This is a genomic window from Actinacidiphila oryziradicis (assembly GCF_005047355.1).
In the GTDB taxonomy this organism is placed as follows: Bacteria; Actinomycetota; Actinomycetes; order Streptomycetales; family Streptomycetaceae; genus Actinacidiphila; species Actinacidiphila oryziradicis.
On sequence record NZ_SUMC01000012.1, the window covers coordinates 151,752 to 173,406 of the forward strand.

General features: G+C 68.3%; 20 protein-coding genes. 16 read left to right on the top strand and 4 right to left on the bottom strand.

Annotated elements, in window-relative coordinates:
- The first annotated feature begins 43 nt into the window (after positions 1-43).
- The 3 genes from uvrB (at position 44) to FCI23_RS15840 (ending at position 4,045) form a co-directional block, all read left to right on the top strand.
- Positions 44-2,140 carry an excinuclease ABC subunit UvrB gene (uvrB, locus tag FCI23_RS15830; RefSeq protein WP_136724522.1) on the top strand — a complete coding sequence of 699 codons (2,097 nt, stop codon included), beginning with the start codon at positions 44-46 and terminating at the stop codon, positions 2,138-2,140.
- An 81-nt stretch (positions 2,141-2,221) separates the two neighbouring features.
- Entirely contained in the window at positions 2,222-2,800 is a 579-nt protein-coding gene (locus FCI23_RS15835; protein WP_136724523.1) for a TerD family protein, read from the top strand.
- Positions 2,801-3,058: 258 nt separating this feature from the next.
- Positions 3,059-4,045: a TerC family protein gene (locus FCI23_RS15840; protein WP_136724524.1), complete on the top strand. Its 987-nt coding sequence runs from the start codon at positions 3,059-3,061 to the stop codon at positions 4,043-4,045.
- Positions 4,046-4,058: 13 nt separating this feature from the next.
- Here FCI23_RS15840 and FCI23_RS15845 read toward each other — a convergent pair whose 3' ends face one another.
- Positions 4,059-5,342 (bottom strand): MFS transporter, encoded by a 1,284-nt coding sequence (locus FCI23_RS15845; protein ID WP_136724525.1) that lies wholly within the window; start codon positions 5,340-5,342, stop codon positions 4,059-4,061.
- Between the two features lie 97 nt (positions 5,343-5,439).
- On the opposite strand from FCI23_RS15845, the gene FCI23_RS15850 reads away from it, so the two are divergent.
- A complete protein-coding gene (locus FCI23_RS15850) occupies positions 5,440-6,348 on the top strand; it encodes a cytochrome c oxidase assembly protein (RefSeq protein WP_136724526.1) in 909 nt (302 codons plus the stop codon).
- 97 nt (positions 6,349-6,445) lie between these two features.
- Here the strand turns inward: FCI23_RS15850 and FCI23_RS59595 are convergent, their stop codons facing one another.
- Positions 6,446-6,865, bottom strand: coding sequence for a hypothetical protein (locus FCI23_RS59595; protein ID WP_136724527.1), 420 nt, complete (start codon positions 6,863-6,865; stop codon positions 6,446-6,448).
- A gap of 49 nt (positions 6,866-6,914) precedes the next feature.
- Here FCI23_RS59595 and FCI23_RS59600 point away from each other — a divergent pair, with 49 nt between their 5' ends.
- On the top strand, positions 6,915-7,001 hold the full coding sequence (locus FCI23_RS59600; RefSeq protein ID WP_246143737.1) for a DUF3761 domain-containing protein: 87 nt from the start codon (positions 6,915-6,917) through the stop codon (positions 6,999-7,001).
- A gap of 165 nt (positions 7,002-7,166) precedes the next feature.
- On the top strand, positions 7,167-7,577 hold the full coding sequence (locus FCI23_RS15865) for a hypothetical protein (RefSeq protein ID WP_136724529.1): 411 nt from the start codon (positions 7,167-7,169) through the stop codon (positions 7,575-7,577).
- Positions 7,578-7,628: 51 nt separating this feature from the next.
- Here the strand turns inward: FCI23_RS15865 and FCI23_RS15870 are convergent, their stop codons facing one another.
- Positions 7,629-8,285 (bottom strand): MBL fold metallo-hydrolase, encoded by a 657-nt coding sequence (locus FCI23_RS15870; protein ID WP_136724530.1) that lies wholly within the window; start codon positions 8,283-8,285, stop codon positions 7,629-7,631.
- 5 nt (positions 8,286-8,290) lie between these two features.
- A complete protein-coding gene (locus FCI23_RS15875; protein ID WP_136724531.1) occupies positions 8,291-9,022 on the bottom strand; it encodes a maleylpyruvate isomerase family mycothiol-dependent enzyme in 732 nt (243 codons plus the stop codon).
- Positions 9,023-9,230: 208 nt separating this feature from the next.
- Between FCI23_RS15875 and uvrA the strand changes: the two genes are divergently transcribed.
- The 10 genes from uvrA (at position 9,231) to FCI23_RS15925 (ending at position 21,521) form a co-directional block, all read left to right on the top strand.
- Positions 9,231-12,155: an excinuclease ABC subunit UvrA gene (gene uvrA / locus FCI23_RS15880; RefSeq protein WP_136724532.1), complete on the top strand. Its 2,925-nt coding sequence runs from the start codon at positions 9,231-9,233 to the stop codon at positions 12,153-12,155.
- A 178-nt stretch (positions 12,156-12,333) separates the two neighbouring features.
- Positions 12,334-14,409: an excinuclease ABC subunit UvrC gene (gene uvrC / locus FCI23_RS15885; RefSeq protein WP_136724533.1), complete on the top strand. Its 2,076-nt coding sequence runs from the start codon at positions 12,334-12,336 to the stop codon at positions 14,407-14,409.
- A complete protein-coding gene (gene rapZ, locus FCI23_RS15890; protein ID WP_136724534.1) occupies positions 14,406-15,329 on the top strand; it encodes an RNase adapter RapZ in 924 nt (307 codons plus the stop codon). Before uvrC ends, rapZ begins: the two co-directional genes overlap by 4 nt.
- Positions 15,329-16,333, top strand: a complete 1,005-nt coding sequence (locus FCI23_RS15895) for a gluconeogenesis factor YvcK family protein (protein ID WP_407645967.1) — start codon at positions 15,329-15,331, stop codon at positions 16,331-16,333. Before rapZ ends, FCI23_RS15895 begins: the two co-directional genes overlap by 1 nt.
- Complete coding sequence (gene whiA / locus FCI23_RS15900) at positions 16,324-17,301, top strand: DNA-binding protein WhiA (protein WP_136724535.1); 978 nt, start codon at positions 16,324-16,326, stop codon at positions 17,299-17,301. Before FCI23_RS15895 ends, whiA begins: the two co-directional genes overlap by 10 nt.
- Before the next feature lie 226 nt (positions 17,302-17,527).
- Complete coding sequence (gene gap / locus FCI23_RS15905; RefSeq protein WP_136724536.1) at positions 17,528-18,532, top strand: type I glyceraldehyde-3-phosphate dehydrogenase; 1,005 nt, start codon at positions 17,528-17,530, stop codon at positions 18,530-18,532.
- A 78-nt stretch (positions 18,533-18,610) separates the two neighbouring features.
- The gene (locus tag FCI23_RS15910; protein ID WP_136724537.1) at positions 18,611-19,834 is read left to right on the top strand and encodes a phosphoglycerate kinase; all 1,224 of its coding nucleotides are present in this window, start codon (positions 18,611-18,613) and stop codon (positions 19,832-19,834) included.
- Positions 19,835-19,840: 6 nt separating this feature from the next.
- A complete protein-coding gene (gene tpiA, locus FCI23_RS15915; protein WP_136724538.1) occupies positions 19,841-20,635 on the top strand; it encodes a triose-phosphate isomerase in 795 nt (264 codons plus the stop codon).
- A 141-nt stretch (positions 20,636-20,776) separates the two neighbouring features.
- Complete coding sequence (gene secG, locus FCI23_RS15920; RefSeq protein ID WP_136724539.1) at positions 20,777-21,013, top strand: preprotein translocase subunit SecG; 237 nt, start codon at positions 20,777-20,779, stop codon at positions 21,011-21,013.
- 172 nt (positions 21,014-21,185) lie between these two features.
- Positions 21,186-21,521 (top strand): RNA polymerase-binding protein RbpA, encoded by a 336-nt coding sequence (locus FCI23_RS15925; RefSeq protein ID WP_073497103.1) that lies wholly within the window; start codon positions 21,186-21,188, stop codon positions 21,519-21,521.
- Positions 21,522-21,655 lie beyond the last annotated feature (134 nt).

The following is a 21,655-nucleotide window of genomic DNA, read 5'->3' on the forward strand; positions in this document are numbered from 1 at the left end:
CGGCTGTACGACGGTTGTCAGTGGTGGGTCGTACGGTGGGTCCATGCGGCCTGTATCAGACATCGAACGCAGTGTGGCGCCCTTCGAGGTCGTCAGTCCCTTCCAGCCCAGCGGCGACCAGCCGACGGCCATCAACGACCTGGAGCGGCGGATCCGCGCGGGGCAGCACGACACCGTCCTGCTGGGCGCCACCGGCACCGGAAAGTCCGCGACCACGGCGTGGATGATCGAAAGGCTGCAACGCCCCACCCTCGTCATGGCCCCGAACAAGACGCTCGCCGCCCAGCTCGCCAATGAGTTCCGCGAACTCCTGCCCAATAACGCGGTCGAATACTTCGTCTCCTACTACGACTACTACCAGCCCGAGGCGTATGTCCCGCAGACGGACACCTATATCGAGAAGGACTCCTCGATCAATGAGGAGGTCGAAAGGCTTCGGCACTCCACCACGAATTCGCTCCTCACCAGGCGCGATGTCATCGTCGTAGCGTCCGTCTCCTGCATCTACGGTCTCGGTACCCCCCAGGAGTACGTCGATCGCATGGTCCGGCTCAAGGTCGGCGAAGAGATCGACCGCGACAAGCTGCTACGCAAATTCGTCGACATCCAGTACACCCGCAATGACGTGGCGTTCACCCGCGGCACCTTCCGGGTGCGCGGCGACACCATCGAGATCTTCCCCGTCTACGAAGAGCTCGCCGTCCGCATCGAGATGTTCGGCGACGAGATCGAGGCGCTGTCCACCCTCCACCCGCTCACCGGTGAGGTCATTACCGACGACCAGCAGCTCTATGTCTTCCCGGCCAGCCACTATGTCGCGGGCCCGGAGCGGATGGAGCGCGCCATCGCCGGCATCGAGAAGGAGCTGGAGACCCAGCTCGCCGTGATGGAGAAGCAGGGCAAGCTCCTGGAGGCCCAGCGGCTGCGGATGCGCACCACCTACGACATCGAGATGATGCGGCAGATCGGCACCTGCTCCGGTATTGAGAACTACTCCCGGCACATCGACGGCCGCGGACCCGGCACCGCCCCCGACACGCTCATCGACTACTTCCCCGAGGATTTTCTCCTCGTCATCGACGAGTCGCATGTCACCGTGCCGCAGATCGGTGCCATGTACGAAGGGGACGCCTCCCGGAAGCGCAATCTGGTCGACCACGGCTTCCGCCTCCCGTCCGCCCTCGACAACCGCCCGCTGAAGTGGGAGGAGTTCCTCGGCCGGGTCGGCCAGACCGTCTATCTGTCCGCCACCCCCGGCAAGTACGAGCTCTCGCGCGGCGACGGCGTGGTCGAGCAGATCATCCGTCCCACCGGCCTGATCGACCCCGAAGTCATCGTCAAGCCCACCGAGGGGCAGATCGACGACCTGGTGCACGAGATCCGGGTGCGGGCGGAGAAGCACGAGCGGGTGCTGGTCACCACCCTCACCAAGAAGATGGCCGAGGACCTCACCGACTACATGCTCGAGCTCGGAGTCCAGGTCCGGTATCTGCACAGCGACATCGACACCCTGCGCCGCATCGAGCTGCTCAACGAGTTGCGGGCCGGCGAATACGACGTCCTGGTCGGCATCAACCTGCTGCGCGAGGGCCTCGACCTGCCCGAGGTGTCGCTGGTCGCCATCCTGGACGCCGACAAGGAGGGCTTCCTGCGCTCGGGCACCTCGCTCATCCAGACCATCGGCCGGGCGGCCCGCAATGTCTCCGGACAGGTCCATATGTACGCGGACAAGATCACACCCGCGATGGAGAAGGCCATCGAGGAGACCAACCGGCGCCGCGAGAAGCAGGTCGCCTACAACACGGCGCACGGCGTCGACCCGCAGCCGCTGCGGAAGAAGATCGCAGGCATCCTCGACTCCTTCGCCCGCGAGGACGCCGACACCGAGGAGCTCCTCGGCTCCGGGCGCCAGCGCTCGCGCGGCAAGGCACCCGTGCCCGGACTCTCCGCGAAGGCCGCGGACAAGCGGGCCGCCAAGGCGCTGCCCGCAGAAGAGCTCGCCGACCTCATCGCCGAGCTGACCGACCAGATGCATGTCGCGGCGGCGGAGCTGAAGTTCGAGATCGCCGCCCGGCTGCGGGACGAGCTCGGCGATCTCAAGAAGGAGCTGCGGCAGATGCGCGAAGCCGGCATGGCCTGAGGTGAACCGCCGGGCTGCCCGGCGGCGTCTACGCATAGGGTGCGGAAGCAACCGCACAGCAGGTACGAGAGGGGACAGCGCGTGACCGTCAATATGTCCAAAGGCCAGCAGATCAGTCTGACCAAGACCGATGGAGGGACCCTGACGGCCGTACGGATGGGCCTCGGCTGGCAGGCCGCGCCCCGCCGCGGGCTCTTCGGCTCCCGCACCCGCGAGATCGACCTGGACGCCTCGGCCGTGCTGTTCGCCGGGAACGAGCCGACGGACGTCGTGTTCTTCCAGCACCTCGTCAGCAACGACGGCTCCGTCCGGCACACCGGTGACAATCTGGTCGGCGGCGCCGGCCAGGGCGGCGACGACGAGTCGATCCTGGTCGACCTGGAGAAGGTGCCCGAGCACGTCAACCAGATCGTCTTCACCGTCAACTCCTTCACCGGCCAGACGTTCAGCGAGGTCCAGAACGCGTTCTGCCGGCTGGTCGACGAGACCAACGGCCAGGAACTGGCCCGCTACACCCTCACCGGCGGCGGCGCGCACACCGCGCAGGTCATGGCGAAGGTGCAGCGCTCCGGCGCCGGCTGGTCGATGACCGCGATCGGCAACGCGGCCAACGGCCGCACCTTCAAGGACCTGCTCCCGGCCATCGCCTCGGTGCTGTAGAGACGGCCCCCCGGCTCTGCGGCCCGCCAAGCGCGGGGCTCCCGACCTGGGAATTTGACTGTACCTTTGCTCTTCTTTGGTCATTCATGTACCGTTCTTCATGCGGAGGGGAGTACTCCCAATGCGGTGATCCCGTCATCACGGGCCGTTCCGGCCCCGGGGCACCGGCTCGCGGACCACGAGGTCCGTCCCGGGCGGAAGAGACCTCCGGCAGCGACAACGCTGACAGTTGCCGAATCAACCTGCCGGAGGCACAGCGTGGACGTCTCTCCGACCCTGTGGGTCCTGACCATCGCCGGTCTGGGTGCCCTCATCGCCATCGACTTCCTCATCGGTCGCAAGCCCCATGACGTCTCCGTCAAGGAAGCGGGTATCTGGACGGCCGTCTGGATCGCCCTGGCCGCCCTCTTCGGGCTTGGCCTGCTGCTCTTCAGCGGCGGTCAGCCGGCCGGAGAGTTCTTCGCGGGCTTCATCACCGAGAAGTCGCTGAGCGTGGACAACCTCTTCGTCTTCGTCCTGATCATGGGGAAGTTCGCGGTCCCCTCGCAGTACCAGCAACGCGTACTGCTGGTCGGCGTGCTCATAGCGCTGGTCCTGCGCGCGGTCTTCATCGCAGCCGGCGCTGCGGTCATCGCGAACTTCGCCTGGGTCTTCTACATCTTCGGCGCGTTCCTGATCTACACCGCCTGGAAGCTCATCCAGGAGGCACGATCGGAGGAGAGTGAGGAGGAGTTCGAGGAGAACAAGCTGCTCAAGGCTGTCGAGCGCCGCTTCGGAGTCGCGGACAAGTACCACGGCACCGCGCTGTTCATCCGCCGGAACAGCAAGCTCGTCATGACTCCGATGCTCGTCGTCATGCTGGCGATCGGTACCACCGACGTCCTGTTCGCCCTCGACTCCATACCCGCGATCTTCGGGCTGACCCAGGACCCGTACATCGTCTTCACCGCCAACGCCTTCGCCCTGATGGGCCTGCGGCAGCTGTACTTCCTCATCGGTGACCTCCTGAGGAAGCTGGTCCACCTCTCCTACGGGCTGTCGGCGATCCTCGGCTTCATCGGCGTGAAGCTGGTACTGCACGCCCTCCACGAGTCGGGGATCCACGTCCCCGAGATCGGCATCCCCTTTTCGCTCGGCTTCATTGTGCTGGTCCTCGCCGTCACCACGGTGACGAGCCTGCGGGCCTCGAAGAAACAGGCCCTGGCCGAAGCGGCCGAATCCTCCAAGGACCGAGTGGAGGCCTGAGCCATCGCACAGCTCAGGCCGGGGCGCCGACGAGATCACCCTCGCCGGCGCCCCCGGTCATTGTGTCGGGCAGCCCGGCGAAGCAGGCCAGGCTGAGCAGCGCGATCATCGCCACATACGCCGCGACCGCCCAGGGAGTGCCCTCGCCCTGTGCCAGTCGGGTGGCCGCCAAAGGGGTGAGCGCACCGCCCAGAATGCCGCCCAGGTTGTAGCCGAACCCGGCCCCGGTGCAGCGCAGCCGAGGTTCGTACAGCTCGGGCACATACGCTCCGAGGACGCCGAAGGCCGTGATGAAGGCGAGCAGCTCCAGGGCAGCGCCCAGTGCCATCGCGGGCGCTGAGCCGGTAGCGAGGAGCCAGATAAAGGGGAAGATCCCCACCCCCGCCGCAGCGGTCCCGGCCAGTGCGAGCGGCCGCCGCCCCAAACGGTCCCCGAGCAGCCCGACGAAGGGCGTGGCCGCGCCCTTCACGACGACACCGGCCATCAGAGCGCCCAACGCCACCGTACGGTCCATGCCGAGCCGCTCGGTCGCGTACGACAACGACCAGGTCGTGACCGTGTAGAAGACGGCGTAGCCGCCGGCCACCGCCCCCGCCGTCAGCAGCACCAGCCGCCAGTGGTCCCGCAGCAGTTCGCCCAGCGGCAGCCGGGCCAGCTGACCCCGTTCGGCCGCCGCAGCGAAGTCCGGAGACTCCGGCAGCGCCGCCCGCAGCCACAGCCCGCCCAGCGCGAGCACCCCCGCCGCCCAGAACGGCACCCGCCAGCCCCAGTCGCGGAACTGTGCGTCGGTCAGCCACCCGGACAGCACCAGCATGATCCCGTTGGCCAGCACAAACCCCACTGCCGGCCCCGTCTGCGGCAGGCTGGCCCACAGCCCCCGCCGCCCGCGCGGAGCGTGCTCGGCTGTCAGCAGCACCGCTCCGCCCCACTCGCCGCCCAGGCCCAGCCCCTGCAAGAAGCGCAGCGCGATCAGGATCGCCGGCGCGGCCGCCCCGATCCTGTCGTACGTCGGCACAAAACCGACGGCGGTCGTCGCCAGCCCGGTCAGCATCAGCGACGCCACCAGCACCGGCCGCCGCCCGAGCCGGTCACCGAAGTGTCCGAAGAGCATCGAACCCAACGGCCGCGCCACGAACCCGACCCCGAACGTCCCGAACGCGGCGAGCGTCCCGGCCATCGCCGAGAAATCGGGGAAGAACAGCGGTCCCAGGACCAACGCGGCGGCGGTGCCATAGGCAAAGAAATCATAGAATTCGATCGCCGTACCGGCGGCCGAAGCGGCGGCGATACGGCCCATGGGCGGACCGGAAGCAGAGGGCGAGGCGTAGGTCACACACGACCAACGACTACGGTGTTCGCCGGTACCGCACGTCCACAACAAAGGAGCGGAATCGGTGAACACCCTCGGCGCCTTGACGCTCCCGCGATTCCTGGAGACCTGGCGGCTCGACTCCGTATCGCTCGCCGCCGTCGTCCTGCTCGGCGCCCTCTACGCGGCCGGGGTGCGGCGACGCCGCCGCGCGGGCGGCGACTGGCCGCTCTGGCGCAGCGCGGCCTTCGCGGTGCTGGGCCTCGGCACGATCGTGCTCGCCACCATGTCCGCCCTCGCCGTCTACGACGAGGTGCTCTTCTGGCCCGCCGCCGTCCAGAACATCATGCTCGACCTCATCGCCCCCCTCGGTCTCGCTCTCGGCGACCCGCTGGGCCTGACCACCTGGTCCCCGCGTTCGCTGCGCCTGCTGACCTACCCTCTGGTCAGCTCGGTCCTCGTCCTCGTCTCAGAACTGACGATCTACTTCACTCCGTACTTCGGGACCGCCCTGCGCAGTGACGCCGTCCGCCAGCTCATGCACCTGCAGCTGCTGCTCACCGGCTGCCTGTTCGTGCTGCCCATGCTCACCGGCCAGGAAATGCTGCCCCGCTGGTGCACCCACCCCGTCCGCGCGGCCCTGGTCTTCCTCGACGGGCTCTTCGACTCCGTCCCGGGCATTGTCGTCATGACCAGCGGCACCCTCGTCGCGGGCCACTGGTACACCGCTCATCACCCTGTGTGGGCAGGAGACCTCCACCATGACCAGATGATCGGCGGCGGCCTGATGCTGGTCATCGCCGAGCTGGTCTCCCTCCCCTTCCTGCTCGCCGTCTTCGCCCAGTGGTGGCGTATCGAACGTACGAAGACCGCCGAGCTGGACGCCCGTCTGGACCGCGAGGAGGCCGCGCGACTCGACCCCGCGGAGGCGGAAACGGTCCAGCCCTGGTGGCTGACCGACACAGGTGAGGTCGGCCGCCGCTACCGCCAGTAGCGAACGGCGGTCGGTGCTGCTGGTGCCCCATCTGTCACGACCTGACAACCATGTGCGTGATTGCGGTCCAACACCGGGCGTGTCCTGGAATGCTCCCTCATCCGAGGGAACCATTTGGGGGGAACATGGCGCAGACACCGGGCCAGTGGGGGCAGGGCTGGCAGCAGTCGCAGCCGCAGCCGGCCGGGCCGAGAAGTGGCTGGGGGAAGACGCTCGCCATCTTTGCCGTGGCGTTCTTGGCGGTGCTCATCGCTGTCATCGCGGCAAGAGGCGGCGGCAACGACAAGAAGACCGCAGCGATATCCACGGTCGCGCCGAGCGCGTCGACGAAGACCGCACTTGAAGAGACGGCGTCGGCCTCGACGACAGCACCGGCGACGAGGACCACTACGACCAAGGCTGCCACGAGGGCGGCGAAGCCGTCGCCGGCTCGCGCGACCACCAGGCCGCCCACCGTCGCGACGACGCACGCGGCGCCGGTCACGACGGCTCCGGCCGCCAGTTGTGCGCACCACACGGTGGGCACCTGTCGCGCGGGCTCATGGCATCCGCCCGGGGCGACGGCGATGTGTCTGGACGGCACCTACTCGTACAGTGCCCATTTCCAGGGGACGTGCAGCCGCCACCACGGCGTCGAGTACTGGTACAGGTAGGCGTTGCGCGCCGCAGTTGACGCCGTCGCCCCGATCACAGTCGTGGGCTGGTTGGCAAGCCCGCTCGCGGGCCGGCTGATCAAGCTGCCACCGTAGGCATCGGCAACAACCGGCCCGGCCCGGCCCGCGGGCGGGGCCGGGCATTCGAATTGCGTACGGAGAAGCATGGCCAACGATCTCGCACTCATATGTGACGCCTGCAAGGAGCCCATCGGTGACGGGGCCGGCTACCTGTGGATCGACAACGACGCCGTGGCGGCGGAGGAGAGCGCAGCCGCCGGACGTCGGCCGAGGGACATCAAGGATGACGATTCCGCCGAAAGTGTGCGGAGCTACCTGGCCGCCGGCCTTTTCGAGCTCCCTCAGCCGGTCCGCTGGCAGGCACATCACGCGGCCTGCGACCTGACTCCTGAAGCCGGCTCCTACCCCATCCCCGCCGTCGACATCCGAACCTGGGCCGAACTCGTCGAATGGACGGCCCAGCTCATGGAGAAGCCGTGGCTGGCACACACGGACTGGAGCTACGTTCTTCGTGGCGTCGCCAACGGCGACACCCGGCTCATAGCCGTCTCGTAGCCCGCCCCTGCTGCCCCTGCGGACACGGCCGGTGACGGCGCCCTCTACCGGCTACCAGCCCCGCTCGCGCCATTCGTCGAGGTGCGGGCGCTCGGCGCCCAGCGTGGTGTCGTCGCCGTGCCCGGGGTAGACCCAGGTCTCGTCGGGAAGGGCGTCGAAGAGCTTGGCCCTGACTCCCTCGAAGAGGGAGGCGAAAGCGGTCGCCTCGCCCCGGGTGTTGCCGAGGCCTCCCGGGAAGAGGCAGTCGCCGGTGAAGAGGTGCGGGTGGCCGTGCGGGTCGTCGTAGACGAGGGCGATGCTGCCGGGGGTGTGGCCGATGAGGTGGCGGGCGGTGAGCTCGACACGCCCGACGCGGATGGTGTCGCCGTCATCGACCAGGACGTCGGTGGGGACCGGGATGCCCTCGGCGTCGTACCGCCCCGCGTAGGTGCGTGCTCCGGTGGCGTCGACGACGGACCGGAGCGCCTGCCAGTGGTCGCCGTGCTGGTGGGTGGTGACGACGGAGGCGAGGCCGTCGGCACCGATCACCTCGGCAAGGGTGTCCGGGTCGTTCGCGGCGTCGATGAGCAGCTGCTGGTCGGTGTCGCGGCAGCGCAGCAGGTACGCGTTGTTGGACATGGGGCCGACCGCCACCTTGGTGATGATGAGGTCGGTGAGCTCGTGCACGTCGGGTACGCCGCCGACCTTGACTTCGCCGCTGTAGGTCATGGGCGTCAGCTTAGTGGCGGGAGGGCGGGCAGCGGCAGGTCGGGCTGGACGGTGAGGCCGCCGCCGCTGCTGCGGCCGCTGACCCAGCCGAGCAGGGCGCTGCGGCGGCCGGTGACGGTGAGGTCGGGCTCGTTGGCGGCGCCGATGTCCCACTTCTCGCCGCTGTCGGTCTCGTGGAGGCGTACCGGGGCGATGCCCTCGTGGCCGGAGAGGCCGTCGACGAGGGAGGCGAGTTCGCGGGCGGCGAAGTCCGGGGGGAGCTGGTCGCAGGTGTAACCGATACCGAGGTCGATGTGGTGGAAGAGGACCTCGACCAGCCGCCGCCAGGGGACCTCGGCTGCGGCGATCACCTGGCCGGAGCGCATCGTGACCTGCGCCGCCCAGGCCTGGGCGGGGGTCTCTTCGATGGCGATGGCGAGGCGGTCGGCGGAGATGCGCAGGTCGTCGAGTTGGTCGGTGAGCGGGCGGCCCGCGCCGTCCTCGATGTCCTTGTCGCGGATTTCGGCGCTCGGGTACATGGGGGTCTCGATGCCGGTGCGGGCCCAGGTGAGCAGATTGGTGCAGGCGTCGGCGTTGCGGGCGAGGTGGGCCAGGACATGGCCGCGGGTCCAGCCGGCCAGCAGTGAGGGCTCCGCGATGGCGGATGCGGGGAGGACGGAGGCCGTTTGGATCAGTAGTCCGGTCGCTTCGTGTACGGCGGCCGCGTCGCCGTCGGGATCTGGTCGTTGGACAGACACGGGAGCCTCCGGGGTGAGCGATCGACTTCTCTCCTTTGACGCTAGCGCGTGCCACTCGATCGGGTGAACATGATGGCTGAAGTCAGTAAATCGAATGTGCGTGCTATAGGCTCGCGGTGTCGTAACTGGAAGAAAACTCGGCGGCACCCCGTTTAGGCTGTCTGGGGGGCGTCATCTCTCCCTTTTCCCATGAAAGGTGCGCACTGGCGTGGCCGATCGACTCACAGTCCGTGGCGCTCGCGAGCACAACCTCAAGAACGTCTCGCTCGACCTCCCCCGGGACTCGCTCATCGTGTTCACCGGGCTCTCCGGGTCGGGCAAGTCGTCGCTCGCGTTCGACACGATCTTCGCCGAGGGGCAGCGCCGGTACGTCGAGTCGCTCTCCTCCTACGCACGGCAGTTCCTGGGCCAGATGGACAAGCCCGACGTCGACTTCATCGAGGGCCTCTCCCCGGCCGTCTCGATCGACCAGAAGTCGACCTCGCGCAATCCGCGCTCCACCGTGGGCACCATCACCGAGGTCTACGACTACCTGCGGCTGCTCTTCGCCCGCATCGGCAAGCCGCACTGCCCCGAATGCCGCCGACCCATCTCCCGGCAGTCGCCGCAGGTGATCGTCGACCGGGTGCTCGACCTGGAGGAGGGCAGCCGCTTCCAGGTGCTCTCCCCGCTGGTGCGCGAGCGCAAGGGCGAGTTCGTCGACCTCTTCTCCGATCTGCAGACCAAGGGCTACAGCCGGGCCCGGGTGGACGGCACCATCGTCCAGCTCACCGACCCGCCGAAGCTGAAGAAGCAGGAAAAGCACACCATCGAGGTGGTCATCGACCGCCTGACGGTGAAGGACAGCGCAAAGCGCCGGCTGACGGACTCCGTCGAGACCGCGCTCGGGCTCTCCGGCGGCATGGTCATCCTGGACTTCGTCGACCTCCCGGAGGACGACCCGCAGCGTGAGCGGATGTTCTCCGAGCACCTCTACTGCCCGTACGACGACCTCTCCTTCGAGGAGCTGGAGCCGCGCTCCTTCTCCTTCAACTCGCCTTTCGGTGCCTGTCCGGAGTGCACCGGCATCGGCACCCGTATGGAGGTCGACCCCGAGCTGATCGTTCCGGACGAGGAGAAGTCCCTCGACGAGGGCGCGATCGCTCCCTGGTCCCTCGGACACACCCGGGAGTACTTCCAGAGACTCGTTGGCGCCCTCGCCGACGAGCTGGGTTTCCGTACGGACATTCCGTGGGCCGGGCTGCCGCAGCGTGCCAGGAAGGCGCTGCTGCACGGCCACAAGACGCAGATCGCGGTCCGCTACAAGAACCGCTACGGGCGTGAGCGCTCGTACACCACCTCCTTCGAGGGCGCGATCCCCTTCGTCAAGCGGCGGCACTCCGAGTCCGAGAGCGACTCCAGCCGTGAGCGCTTCGAGGGCTATATGCGCGAGGTGCCCTGCCCCACCTGCGAGGGGACGCGGCTCAAGCCGATCGTGCTGGCGGTCACCATCCAGGACCGGTCCATCGCCGAGATCTCCGCGATGTCCATCAGTGACTGCTCGGACTTCCTGGGTGCGATGAAGCTGGACGCCCGGGACAAGAAGATCGCCGAGCGGGTGCTCAAGGAGGTCAACGAGCGGCTGAAGTTCCTGGTCGATGTCGGCCTGGACTACCTCTCGCTCAATCGCGCGGCCGGCACGCTCTCGGGCGGCGAGGCGCAGCGCATCCGGCTCGCCACCCAGATCGGCTCCGGCCTGGTGGGCGTGCTCTATGTGCTCGACGAGCCGTCGATCGGGCTGCACCAGCGCGACAACCACCGGCTCATCGAGACCCTGGTGCGGCTGCGCGACCTCGGCAACACCCTGATCGTCGTCGAGCACGACGAGGACACCATCCGCGCCTCCGACTGGGTGGTCGACATCGGTCCCGGCGCCGGCGAGCACGGCGGCCATGTGGTGCACAGCGGTTCCCTGAAGGACATGCTGGCCAATAAGGAGTCGCTGACCGGCCAGTATCTTTCCGGCAAGCGTGAGATCCCGACTCCTGACGTACGCCGCCCGGTGGACCGCAAGCGGCAGCTGACCGTGCACGGGGCCCGTGAGCACAATCTGCAGGACATCGATGTGTCATTCCCGCTGGGCGTTCTGACCGCGGTGACGGGAGTGTCCGGCTCCGGCAAGTCCACCCTGGTCAATGACATTCTCTACACCCACCTGGCACGCGAGCTGAACGGCGCGCGCAGCGTCCCCGGGCGGCACACCCGCGTCGCCGGAGACGATCTGGTGGACAAGGTCGTACACGTCGACCAGTCGCCCATCGGGCGTACCCCGCGCTCCAACCCGGCGACGTACACGGGTGTCTTCGACCACGTCCGCAGGCTCTTCGCCGAGACGATGGAGGCCAAGGTCCGCGGCTATCTGCCGGGCCGCTTCTCCTTCAACGTCAAGGGCGGCCGCTGCGAGAACTGCTCCGGCGACGGCACCATCAAGATCGAGATGAACTTCCTGCCGGACGTCTATGTCCCCTGCGAGGTCTGCCACGGGGCGCGCTACAACCGCGAGACGCTGGAAGTGCACTACAAGGGCAAGTCCATCGCCGAGGTGCTGGACATGCCGATCGAGGAGGGGCTGGACTTCTTCGAGGCCGTGCCGACCATCGCCCGGCATCTGCGCACCCTGACCGAGGTCGGGCTGGGGTATGTGCGGCTCGGGCAGAGCGCGCCGACACTGTCGGGCGGCGAGGCGCAGCGGGTGAAGCTGGCGTCCGAGCTGCAGAAGCGCTCCACCGGACGCACGGTCTATGTGCTCGACGAGCCGACCACCGGTCTGCATTTCGAGGACATCAGCAAGCTGATCAAGGTGCTGTCCGGACTGGTCGACAAAGGCAACTCGGTGATCGTCATCGAGCACAATCTCGATGTCATCAAGACCGCCGACTGGGTCATCGACATGGGCCCCGAGGGCGGCAATGGCGGCGGCCTGGTTGTCGCCGAGGGCACCCCGGAGCAGATCGCGGCGGTCGGAGCGAGCCACACCGGCAAGTTCCTGAGGGACGTCCTCGGCGCGGAGCGGGTGTCCGATGCCCCGTCGGTACCCGCCGCCCGGGTGAAGAAGCGTGCGGCACCCCGCAAGCGCGCGGCCGCCCAGGCCTGACCGGCGGCCCCCGGTTTCGGGACGTATGGCGCAGATCGCAAGATCGGTACTTCGTCCCGGACCGGGAGCCCCGCCCCGGCTGGCGGCTGCCCGTATCAAGGTCAAGGGTGACAAGCTGGTTGCCGGCCCGAACCGCTGAGGCAACGGGAATGTCACCCCAACTCAGTAGGGTGGTGACATGGCCGATCCTTCCAGCTACCGTCCCAAGCCGGGGCAGATCCCCGACTCTCCCGGCGTGTACAAATTCCGGGACGAGCATGGCCGTGTGATCTACGTCGGGAAGGCGAAGAGCCTGCGCCAGCGGCTCTCCTCGTACTTCCAGGACATCGCCAATCTGCACCACCGCACCCGCACCATGGTGCTGACCGCGGCCTCCGTCGAGTGGACCGTGGTCGGCACCGAGGTCGAGGCGCTCCAGCTGGAGTACTCCTGGATCAAGGAGTTCGACCCCCGTTTCAACGTCAAGTACCGCGACGACAAGAGCTATCCCTCCCTCGCCGTCACCATTGGCGAGGAATTCCCCCGCGCTCAGGTGATGCGCGGCCCCAAGCGCAAGGGCGTGCGCTACTTCGGGCCGTACGCCCATGCCTGGGCGATCCGCGAGACCGTCGATCTCCTGCTCCGCGTCTTCCCCGTACGGACCTGCTCCGCAGGGGTTTTCAAGCGTTCCGCGCAGATCGGCCGCCCCTGCCTGCTCGGCTACATCGGCAAGTGCTCGGCGCCCTGCGTCGGCCGGGTCACCGCCGAGGAGCACCGCGAACTCGCCGAGGAATTCTGCGACTTCATGGCCGGGCGTACGGGAACGTATCTGCGCCGCCTGGAGCAGCAGATGAAGGATGCCGCCGCCGAGATGGAGTACGAGAGGGCGGCCCGGCTCCGCGACGACATAGAGGCGCTGAAGCGCGCCATGGAGAAGAACGCCGTCGTCCTCGCCGACGCCACCGACGCCGATCTGATCGCCGTCGCCGAGGACGAACTCGAAGCCGCCGTGCAGATCTTCCACGTACGCGGCGGCCGGGTGCGCGGCCAGCGCGGCTGGGTCACCGACAAGGTCGAGGCCGTCGACACCGCCGGACTGGTCGAGCACGCCCTGCAGCAGCTGTACGGCGATGAGCAGGGCGACGCCGGGGGAGTGGCCGGGAGCGGCGGAGTACCCAAGGAGGTGCTGGTGCCGGCCCTGCCCGAGGCGTACGAACCAGTGCAGGAGTGGCTCAGCAGCCGTCGGGGCGCGCAGGTCAGCCTGCGCATCCCGCAGCGCGGCGACAAGAAGGACCTGATGGCCACGGTGCAGCGCAACGCCCAGCACGCGCTCGCACTCCACAAGACCAAGCGCGCCTCCGACCTCACCACCCGCTCCCGCGCCCTGGAGGAGATCGCCGAGGCGCTGGATCTGGACTCGGCACCGCTGCGTATCGAGTGCTTCGACATCTCCCACCTCCAGGGGGACGATGTGGTCGCCTCGATGGTGGTCTTCGAGGACGGGCTGGCCCGTAAGAGCGAGTACCGCCGCTTCCAGATCAAGGGCCGTGTCGGAGACACGCAAATCTGGCACGGCGAGGGCCAGGACGACGTGAGATCCATGCACGAAGTGGTCTCGCGGCGCTTCCGCCGCTATCTGCTGGAGAAGCAGAAGACCGGCGAGTGGGTGGACGGTGAGGTCGACGAGGCCGTGGGCGGTCCCATCGACCCCGAGACCGGGCGCCCCCGGAAATTCGCCTATCCGCCACAGCTGGTGGTTGTCGATGGCGGGCAGCCGCAGGTCGCCGCCGCCAAGAAGGCCCTGGACGAGCTGGGCATCGAGGATGTCGCCGTCTGCGGCCTCGCAAAACGCCTCGAAGAGGTCTGGCTGCCCGGCGAGGGCGACCCGGTGATCCTGCCGCGCACCAGCGAGGGCCTGTATCTGCTGCAACGGATCCGGGACGAGGCGCACCGCTTCGCCATCTCCTACCAGCGCAGCAAGCGCTCCAAGTCGATGAAGGCGGGTGCCCTGGACTCCGTTCCCGGGCTCGGCGACACCCGCCGCCAGGCCCTGCTCAAGCACTTCGGTTCGCTGAAGCGGCTGCGCGTCGCGACGGTCGAGCAGATCTGCGAGGTACCCGGGATCGGCCGCCGCACCGCCGAGACGGTGCTCGCGGCGCTCGCCGGGGCCGCACAGCCCGCACCCGCGGTGAACACAGCCACAGGAGAGATCATCGAGGAAGAGGGGCCGGCCGAACCGGCGACCGCCTCATCGGAACGGGGGTACGGGTCATGAATGAGATCGACGGAGACGGAGCACAAGTGACGACGGGCGGAGCGGCCGAGGCCGCTGAGGCGATCCCCGAACTCGTGATCATCTCGGGAATGTCCGGGGCCGGCCGCAGTCAGGCGGCCAAATGCCTGGAGGATCTCGGCTGGTTCGTGGTGGACAATCTGCCTCCCGCCCTGATCCCCACCATGGTGGACCTCGGCGCGCGCTCCCAGGGCAATGTGGCGCGCATCGCGGTGGTGGTGGACGTGCGCGGACGCCGCTTCTTCGACAATCTCCGCGAGTCCCTCGCCGACCTCGATGCCAAGGGTGTCAGGCGGCGCGTGCTCTTCCTGGAGGCGTCCGACGACACCCTGGTGCGCCGCTTTGAGTCCTCACGCCGCCCGCACCCCTTGCAGGGCGACGGCCGGATCGTGGACGGCATCGCCAAGGAGCGCGAGCTGCTGGGCGAGCTGCGCGGCGACGCCGACCTGGTGATCGACACCTCCAGCCTCAACGTCCACGAGCTGCGGGCCAAGATGGACGCACAGTTCGCCGGCGACGAGGAACCCGAGCTGCGGGCCACCGTGATGTCCTTCGGCTTCAAGTACGGGCTCCCGGTCGACGCCGACCTGGTGGCGGACTGCCGCTTCCTGCCCAACCCGCACTGGGTGCCCGAACTGCGCCCGTTCACCGGCCTCAATGACGAGGTCGCGACCTATGTCTTCAACCAGCCCGGCGCCAAGGATTTCCTCGACCGGTACGCCGAGCTGCTGCACATCATCGCCGCCGGCTACCGCCGCGAGGGCAAGCGCTATGTCACCATCGCGGTCGGCTGCACCGGCGGCAAGCACCGCAGTGTCGCGATGTCCGAGCGACTCGCCGCCCGGCTGTCGGCGGACGGCGTCGAGACCGTAGTGGTCCACCGGGACATGGGGCGCGAGTGATCAGAACGGCCCGGCGGCTGCGGCGTTCCGCAGGCCGCTCCGGAGCGACGCCCAAAGTGGTGGCGCTCGGCGGCGGCCACGGTCTGTCCGCCTCGCTCTCGGCCCTGCGCCGGATCACCCAGGAGCTCACCGCCGTGGTCACCGTCGCCGATGACGGCGGCTCCAGCGGCCGGCTCCGCGAGGAGATGGGCGTACTGCCCCCCGGAGACCTCCGCCAGGCGCTGGCCGCACTCTGCGGCGACGACGAATGGGGCCGGACGTGGGCCAGGGTGATCCAGCACCGGTTTGCCAGCGGGGGCGACCTGCACGGCCACGCGGTCGGCAATCTGCTGATCGTCGCCCTGTGGGAGCAGCTCGGCGATCCGGTGGCAGCCCTGGAATGGGTCGGCCGGCTGCTCGGCGCCCATGGCCGGGTGCTGCCCATGTCGGCGGTGCCGCTGGAGCTGACGGCGTCCGTACGCGGTCACGACCCGGCCGCGCCGGACGAGATCACCACCGTACGGGGCCAGGCGACTGTCGCACTCACCCCCGGCGAGGTGCAGGAGGTGCAACTCGTACCCAGCGACCCGCCGGCCGTTCCGGAGGCCGTGCAGGCGGTTCTTGACGCCGACTGGGTGGTTCTCGGTCCGGGTTCGTGGTTCTCCTCCGTGATGCCGCACCTACTGGTGCCCGATCTGGTGTGTGCGCTGATGGAGACCAGGGCGCGGAAGGTGCTGACCCTCAATCTCGCCCCCCAGCCGGGGGAGACGGACGGGTTTTCTCCGCAGCGTCACTTGGAGGTTTTGGCCCGACACGCCCCTAAACTCACCATCGACGTGGTGCTGGCCGATGAGGCCGCCGTGCCCGACCGCGAGAGCCTCGCCGAGGCCGCCGAACGGTTGTCCGGCACGGTCGAGCTGGCCCGGGTCGCCGCCCCCGACGGGCCGCGGCACGACCCGGAACAGCTCGCAGCCGCGTACGACCGGATTTTTCGTATGCATGGAAGGATCGGCCCATGGCGATGACGGCTGCGGTGAAGGACGAGATCTCCCGGCTTCCCGTCACCCGGACCTGCTGCCGCAAGGCGGAGGTCTCGGCGATCCTGCGGTTCGCCGGAGGGCTCCATCTGGTGAGCGGGCGCATTGTGATCGAGGCGGAACTCGACACCGGGATCGCCGCGAGGCGGCTGCGCAAGGACGTTCTGGAGATCTTCGGGCACTCCTCGGATCTTGTGGTGATGGCCCCGGGCGGGCTGCGGCGCGGCAGCCGGTACGTGGTCCGGGTGGTCGCCGGCGGCGACCAGCTGGCCCGTCAGACCGGCCTCGTCGACGGCCGGGGCCGCCCCATCCGCGGGCTGCCCCCGCAGGTCGTCTCCGGGGCCACCTGCGACGCGGAGGCCGCCTGGCGCGGAGCCTTCCTGGCGCACGGCTCGCTCACCGAGCCGGGGCGGTCGTCTTCCCTGGAGGTCACCTGCCCGGGGCCGGAGGCGGCCCTCGCGCTGGTCGGCGCGGCGCGGCGGCTGCAGATCGCGGCCAAGGCGCGCGAGGTGCGCAATGTGGACCGGGTCGTCGTCCGGGACGGTGACGCCATCGGCGCGCTGTTGACGCGGCTGGGCGCCCATGAGTCGGTGATGGCGTGGGAGGAGCGCCGGATGCGGCGGGAGGTCCGGGCGACGGCCAACCGGCTCGCCAACTTCGACGACGCGAATCTGCGCCGGTCGGCCCGGGCGGCGGTCGCGGCCGGTGCCCGTGTGCAGCGTGCGCTGGAGATCCTCGGCGAGGAGGTGCCGGAGCATCTCGCGGCGGCGGGGCGGCTCCGTATGGACCACAAGCAGGCGTCGCTGGAGGAGTTGGGCTCGCTGGCCGAGCCGCCGCTGACCAAGGACGCGGTGGCCGGGCGCATCCGGCGGCTGCTGGCGATGGCGGACAAGCGGGCACAGGACCTGGGCATTCCGGGGACGGAGTCGACGCTGACGGAGGAAATGGTCGGCTAGGGGGCCTGTCCGGCAGACCCCAGGTCGCCCCCCCGCCGGCCGGGCTGCGTTTCCCGGGTTGTGGGCAGTCGTTCCGACTCGCGGAACGACTGCCCACAACCCCGCGGGGAGCCGCGTGGTCGATGTCACCCGGGACCCCCTGGCGCGGTAGGGTCGTGGTGGGTCGGGGACATCCCATACGTCGCAGCCGGAGTGGATTCCGGCGAATTAGCGAGGAGATCGGTTCGTGACGATCCGCGTAGGCATCAACGGCTTTGGTCGCATCGGTCGCAACTTCTTCCGTGCAGCCCTGGAGCAGGGTGCGGACATTGAGATCGTGGCTGTCAACGACCTGGGCGACACCGCTACCACCGCGCACCTGCTCAAGTACGACACCATCCTGGGCCGTCTCAAGGCCGAGGTGAGCCACACCGCCGACACCATCACGGTCGATGGCAAGACCATCAAGGTGCTCTCCGAGCGCAACCCCTCCGACATCCCGTGGGGCGAGTTCGGCGTCGACATCGTCATCGAGTCCACCGGCATCTTCACCAAGGCCGCGGACGCGGGCAAGCACATCGCGGGCGGTGCCAAGAAGGTCATCATCTCGGCGCCCGCCAAGGACGAAGACATCACCATCGTGATGGGCGTCAACAACGACAAGTACGACGCCGCCAACCACCACATCATCTCCAACGCCTCCTGCACCACGAACTGTGTGGCGCCGATGGCGAAGGTGCTGCTGGAGAACTTCGGCATCGTCAAGGGCCTGATGACCACGGTTCACGCGTACACCAACGACCAGCGCATCCTGGACTTCCCGCACAGCGACCTGCGCCGTGCGCGGGCCGCCGCCGAGAACATCATCCCGACCACGACCGGTGCCGCCAAGGCCACCGCCCTGGTGATCCCGGAGCTGGCAGGCAAGCTGGACGGCATCGCGATGCGCGTCCCGGTTCCGACCGGTTCGGTCACCGACCTGGTGGTGGAGCTGGAGCGCGAGGTCTCCAAGGACGAGGTCAACGCCGCGTTCCTGAAGGCGTCCGAGGGCCAGCTCAAGGGCTACCTGGAGTACACCGAGGACCCGATCGTCTCCTCGGACATCGTCAACATGCCGGCCTCCTGCACCTTCGACTCGTTGCTGACGATGGTCCAGGGCAAGAGTGTCAAGGTCATTGGCTGGTACGACAACGAGTGGGGCTACTCCAACCGTCTCGTCGACCTGACCACCTTCATCGGTGGCCAGCTCTAGTACCGCGATGCGATGAGGACAGGGTCCGTACGACAGCCAAAGTCGTCCGGGCCCTGTCCCATGACCTAGGAGCCAAGGATGAAGACGATCGACGACCTCCTTCAAGAAGGCGTCTCCGGCAAGCGGGTGTTCGTCCGCGCCGACCTGAACGTGCCCCTTTCGGGTGACACCATTACCGACGACGGCCGGATCCGTGCCGCCGTCCCGACCATCACCAAACTCGCCGCCGCCGGCGCCAAGGTGATCGTCGCCTCGCACCTGGGCCGCCCCAAGGGCGCGCCCGACCCGCAGTTCTCGCTCGCGCCGGTCGCCAAGCGGCTGGGCGAGCTGCTGGCCTCCTCTGTGCGCGGCGAAGTCGCATTCGCAACCGACACTGTCGGGGAAAGCGCGCGGGCCGCTGTGGCGGCCCTCGCCGACGGCGATGTCGTACTGCTGGAGAATCTGCGCTTCAACCCGGGCGAGACCAGCAAGGACGACGGCGAGCGCGGCGCCTTCGCCGACCAGCTGGCCTCGCTGGCGGACCTGTACGTGGGTGACGGCTTCGGTGCCGTGCACCGTAAGCACGCCTCGGTGTACGACCTGCCGGCGCGGCTGCCGCATGCCGCGGGCGACCTGATCGCCACCGAGGTCGGTGTGCTCAAGAAGCTCACCGAGGAGGTGGCACGCCCGTACGCGGTCGTGCTCGGTGGCGCCAAGGTCTCCGACAAGCTCGGCGTGATCGACCATCTGCTCTCCAAGGCCGACCGGATCCTCATCGGCGGGGGCATGGCGTACACCTTCCTGAAGGCCCAGGGCCATGAGGTCGGCAGCAGCCTGTTGCAGGAGGACCAGATCCCGGCCGTCATCGAGTACCTGGAGCGGGCGAAGGCCAAGGGCGTGGAGTTTGTGCTGCCGCTCGATGTCGTCGCGGCGGACGGCTTCCCGGATCTGAAGAACCCGGTCGCGACCCATCCGACCGTGGTACCAGCCGACGCCATCCCGGCCGACCTCATCGGTCTGGACATCGGTCCGGAGTCCCGCAAGCTCTTCGCCTCGAAGCTCGCCGACGCGGCCACCGTCTTCTGGAACGGTCCGATGGGCGTCTTCGAGCACCCCGATTTCGCCGAAGGCACCCGCGCGGTCGCCCAGGCACTGATCGACAGCCCAGCGTTCACCGTGGTCGGTGGCGGCGACTCGGCCGCGGCCGTACGCATCCTCGGCTTTGACGAGCACGCTTTCGGCCATATTTCGACCGGCGGCGGCGCGAGCCTCGAATACCTCGAGGGCAAGACGCTCCCCGGCCTCGCCGCACTGGAGGACTGACCACACATGGCCGCTTCAACCGAGAAAACCGGGCGCACCCCGCTGATGGCGGGCAACTGGAAGATGAACCTCAACCACCTTGAGGCCATCGCGCACGTCCAGAAGCTCGCCTTCGCGCTCAGCGACAAGGACTACGACGCCGTGGAGGTCGCCGTCCTGCCGCCCTTCACCGACCTGCGGTCGGTCCAGACCCTGGTCGACGGCGACAAGCTGAAGATCAAGTACGGCGCCCAGGATCTCTCCGCGCATGACTCCGGCGCGTACACCGGAGAGATTTCCGGCTCGATGCTGGCGAAGCTGAAGTGCACCTACGTCGCAGTCGGTCACTCCGAGCGCCGCCAGTACCACTGCGAGGACGAGCCGCTGGTCAATGCCAAGATCAAGGCCGCCTACCGGCACGGACTCACCCCGATCCTGTGTGTCGGCGAGGGCCTGGAGGTCCGCAAGGCGGGCAATCAGGTCGCGCACACCCTCGCGCAGGTCGACGGCGCCCTCAAGGACATTCCGGCCACCGAGGCGGAATCGATTGTCATCGCCTACGAGCCCGTATGGGCGATCGGCACCGGCGAGGTCGCCACGCCCGAGGACGCCCAGGAGGTCTGCGGGGCGATCCGCGGCCGGCTGGCGGAGCTGTACGACCAGGAGCTGGCGGACAAGGTCCGCATCCAGTACGGCGGCTCGGTGAAGTCCGGCAATGTCGCGGCGATCATGGCGCAGCCGGACGTGGACGGGGCCCTGGTCGGAGGCGCGGCGCTGGACGCGGAGGAATTCGTGAAGATCGTCCGCTTCCGCGATCAGTAAGCGGGCCAGGAAGCAGTCAGAGTAAGTTTCGCGCCAGTAGGCCATCAGGCCATGTGCGAAGTACCCTGTCGGGGCCGGACCGGCTTTTCCGCCCGTCCGGCCCCGCGTCGTCCTAAGGTCACCGAGAGAGTTGGTCCAGCTGTGGTAGTCGGGTTCTCCATTGCCCTCATCGTCTTCAGCCTGTTGCTGTTGCTGCTGGTGCTGATGCACAAGGGAAAGGGCGGCGGCCTCTCCGACATGTTCGGCGGCGGCATGCAGTCCTCCGTCGGCGGCTCCTCGGTGGCGGAGCGCAATCTTGACCGGATCACTGTGGTGATCGGTCTGCTGTGGTTTGCCTGCATTGTCGCGCTGGGTCTGCTGTTGAAGTTCCAGAAGTAAGCGTGACGCCGTAAACCCGTGCTTCCGGGGAGAACTGACGCCTCGTCGCGAACGCGGACCTATCATGGGAACGGCGTCCTCGGGGGCCGGGTCGATGCCCAGCCGCTGGACGGCACGTAAGGTCCCCGTAAAATGGCGACCTCGCAGCACCATCACGCAGGGAGTTACGACCGTGGCAAGTGGCAACGCGATCCGAGGGAGTCGGGTCGGAGCGGGGCCGATGGGAGAGGCTGAGCGCGGCGAGTCCGCGCCGCGCCTTCGCATCTCCTTCTGGTGCTCGAACGGGCACGAGACCCAGCCGAGTTTCGCCAGCGACGCGCAGATCCCGGAGACCTGGGACTGCCCCCGCTGCGGTTTCCCGGCCGGGCAGGACGAGGAGAATCCACCGGCGCCGCCGCGCACCGAGCCGTACAAGACACACCTCGCATATGTGCGGGAGCGGCGCAGCGCCGCCGACGGCGAGGCGATCCTCGCCGAGGCGCTGGCGAAGCTGCGCGGCGAGATCTGATCCGGGCAGGGGCAGGCACCAAGGCACCAAGGCCCGGCCCGCGAAGGACGTCTCTTCGACGTTCCCTCGTGGGCCGGGCCTATCTCTTTTGTGGGCGCTTTCTTGCTCGGCATATGGGGCGTCCGACCGGGATA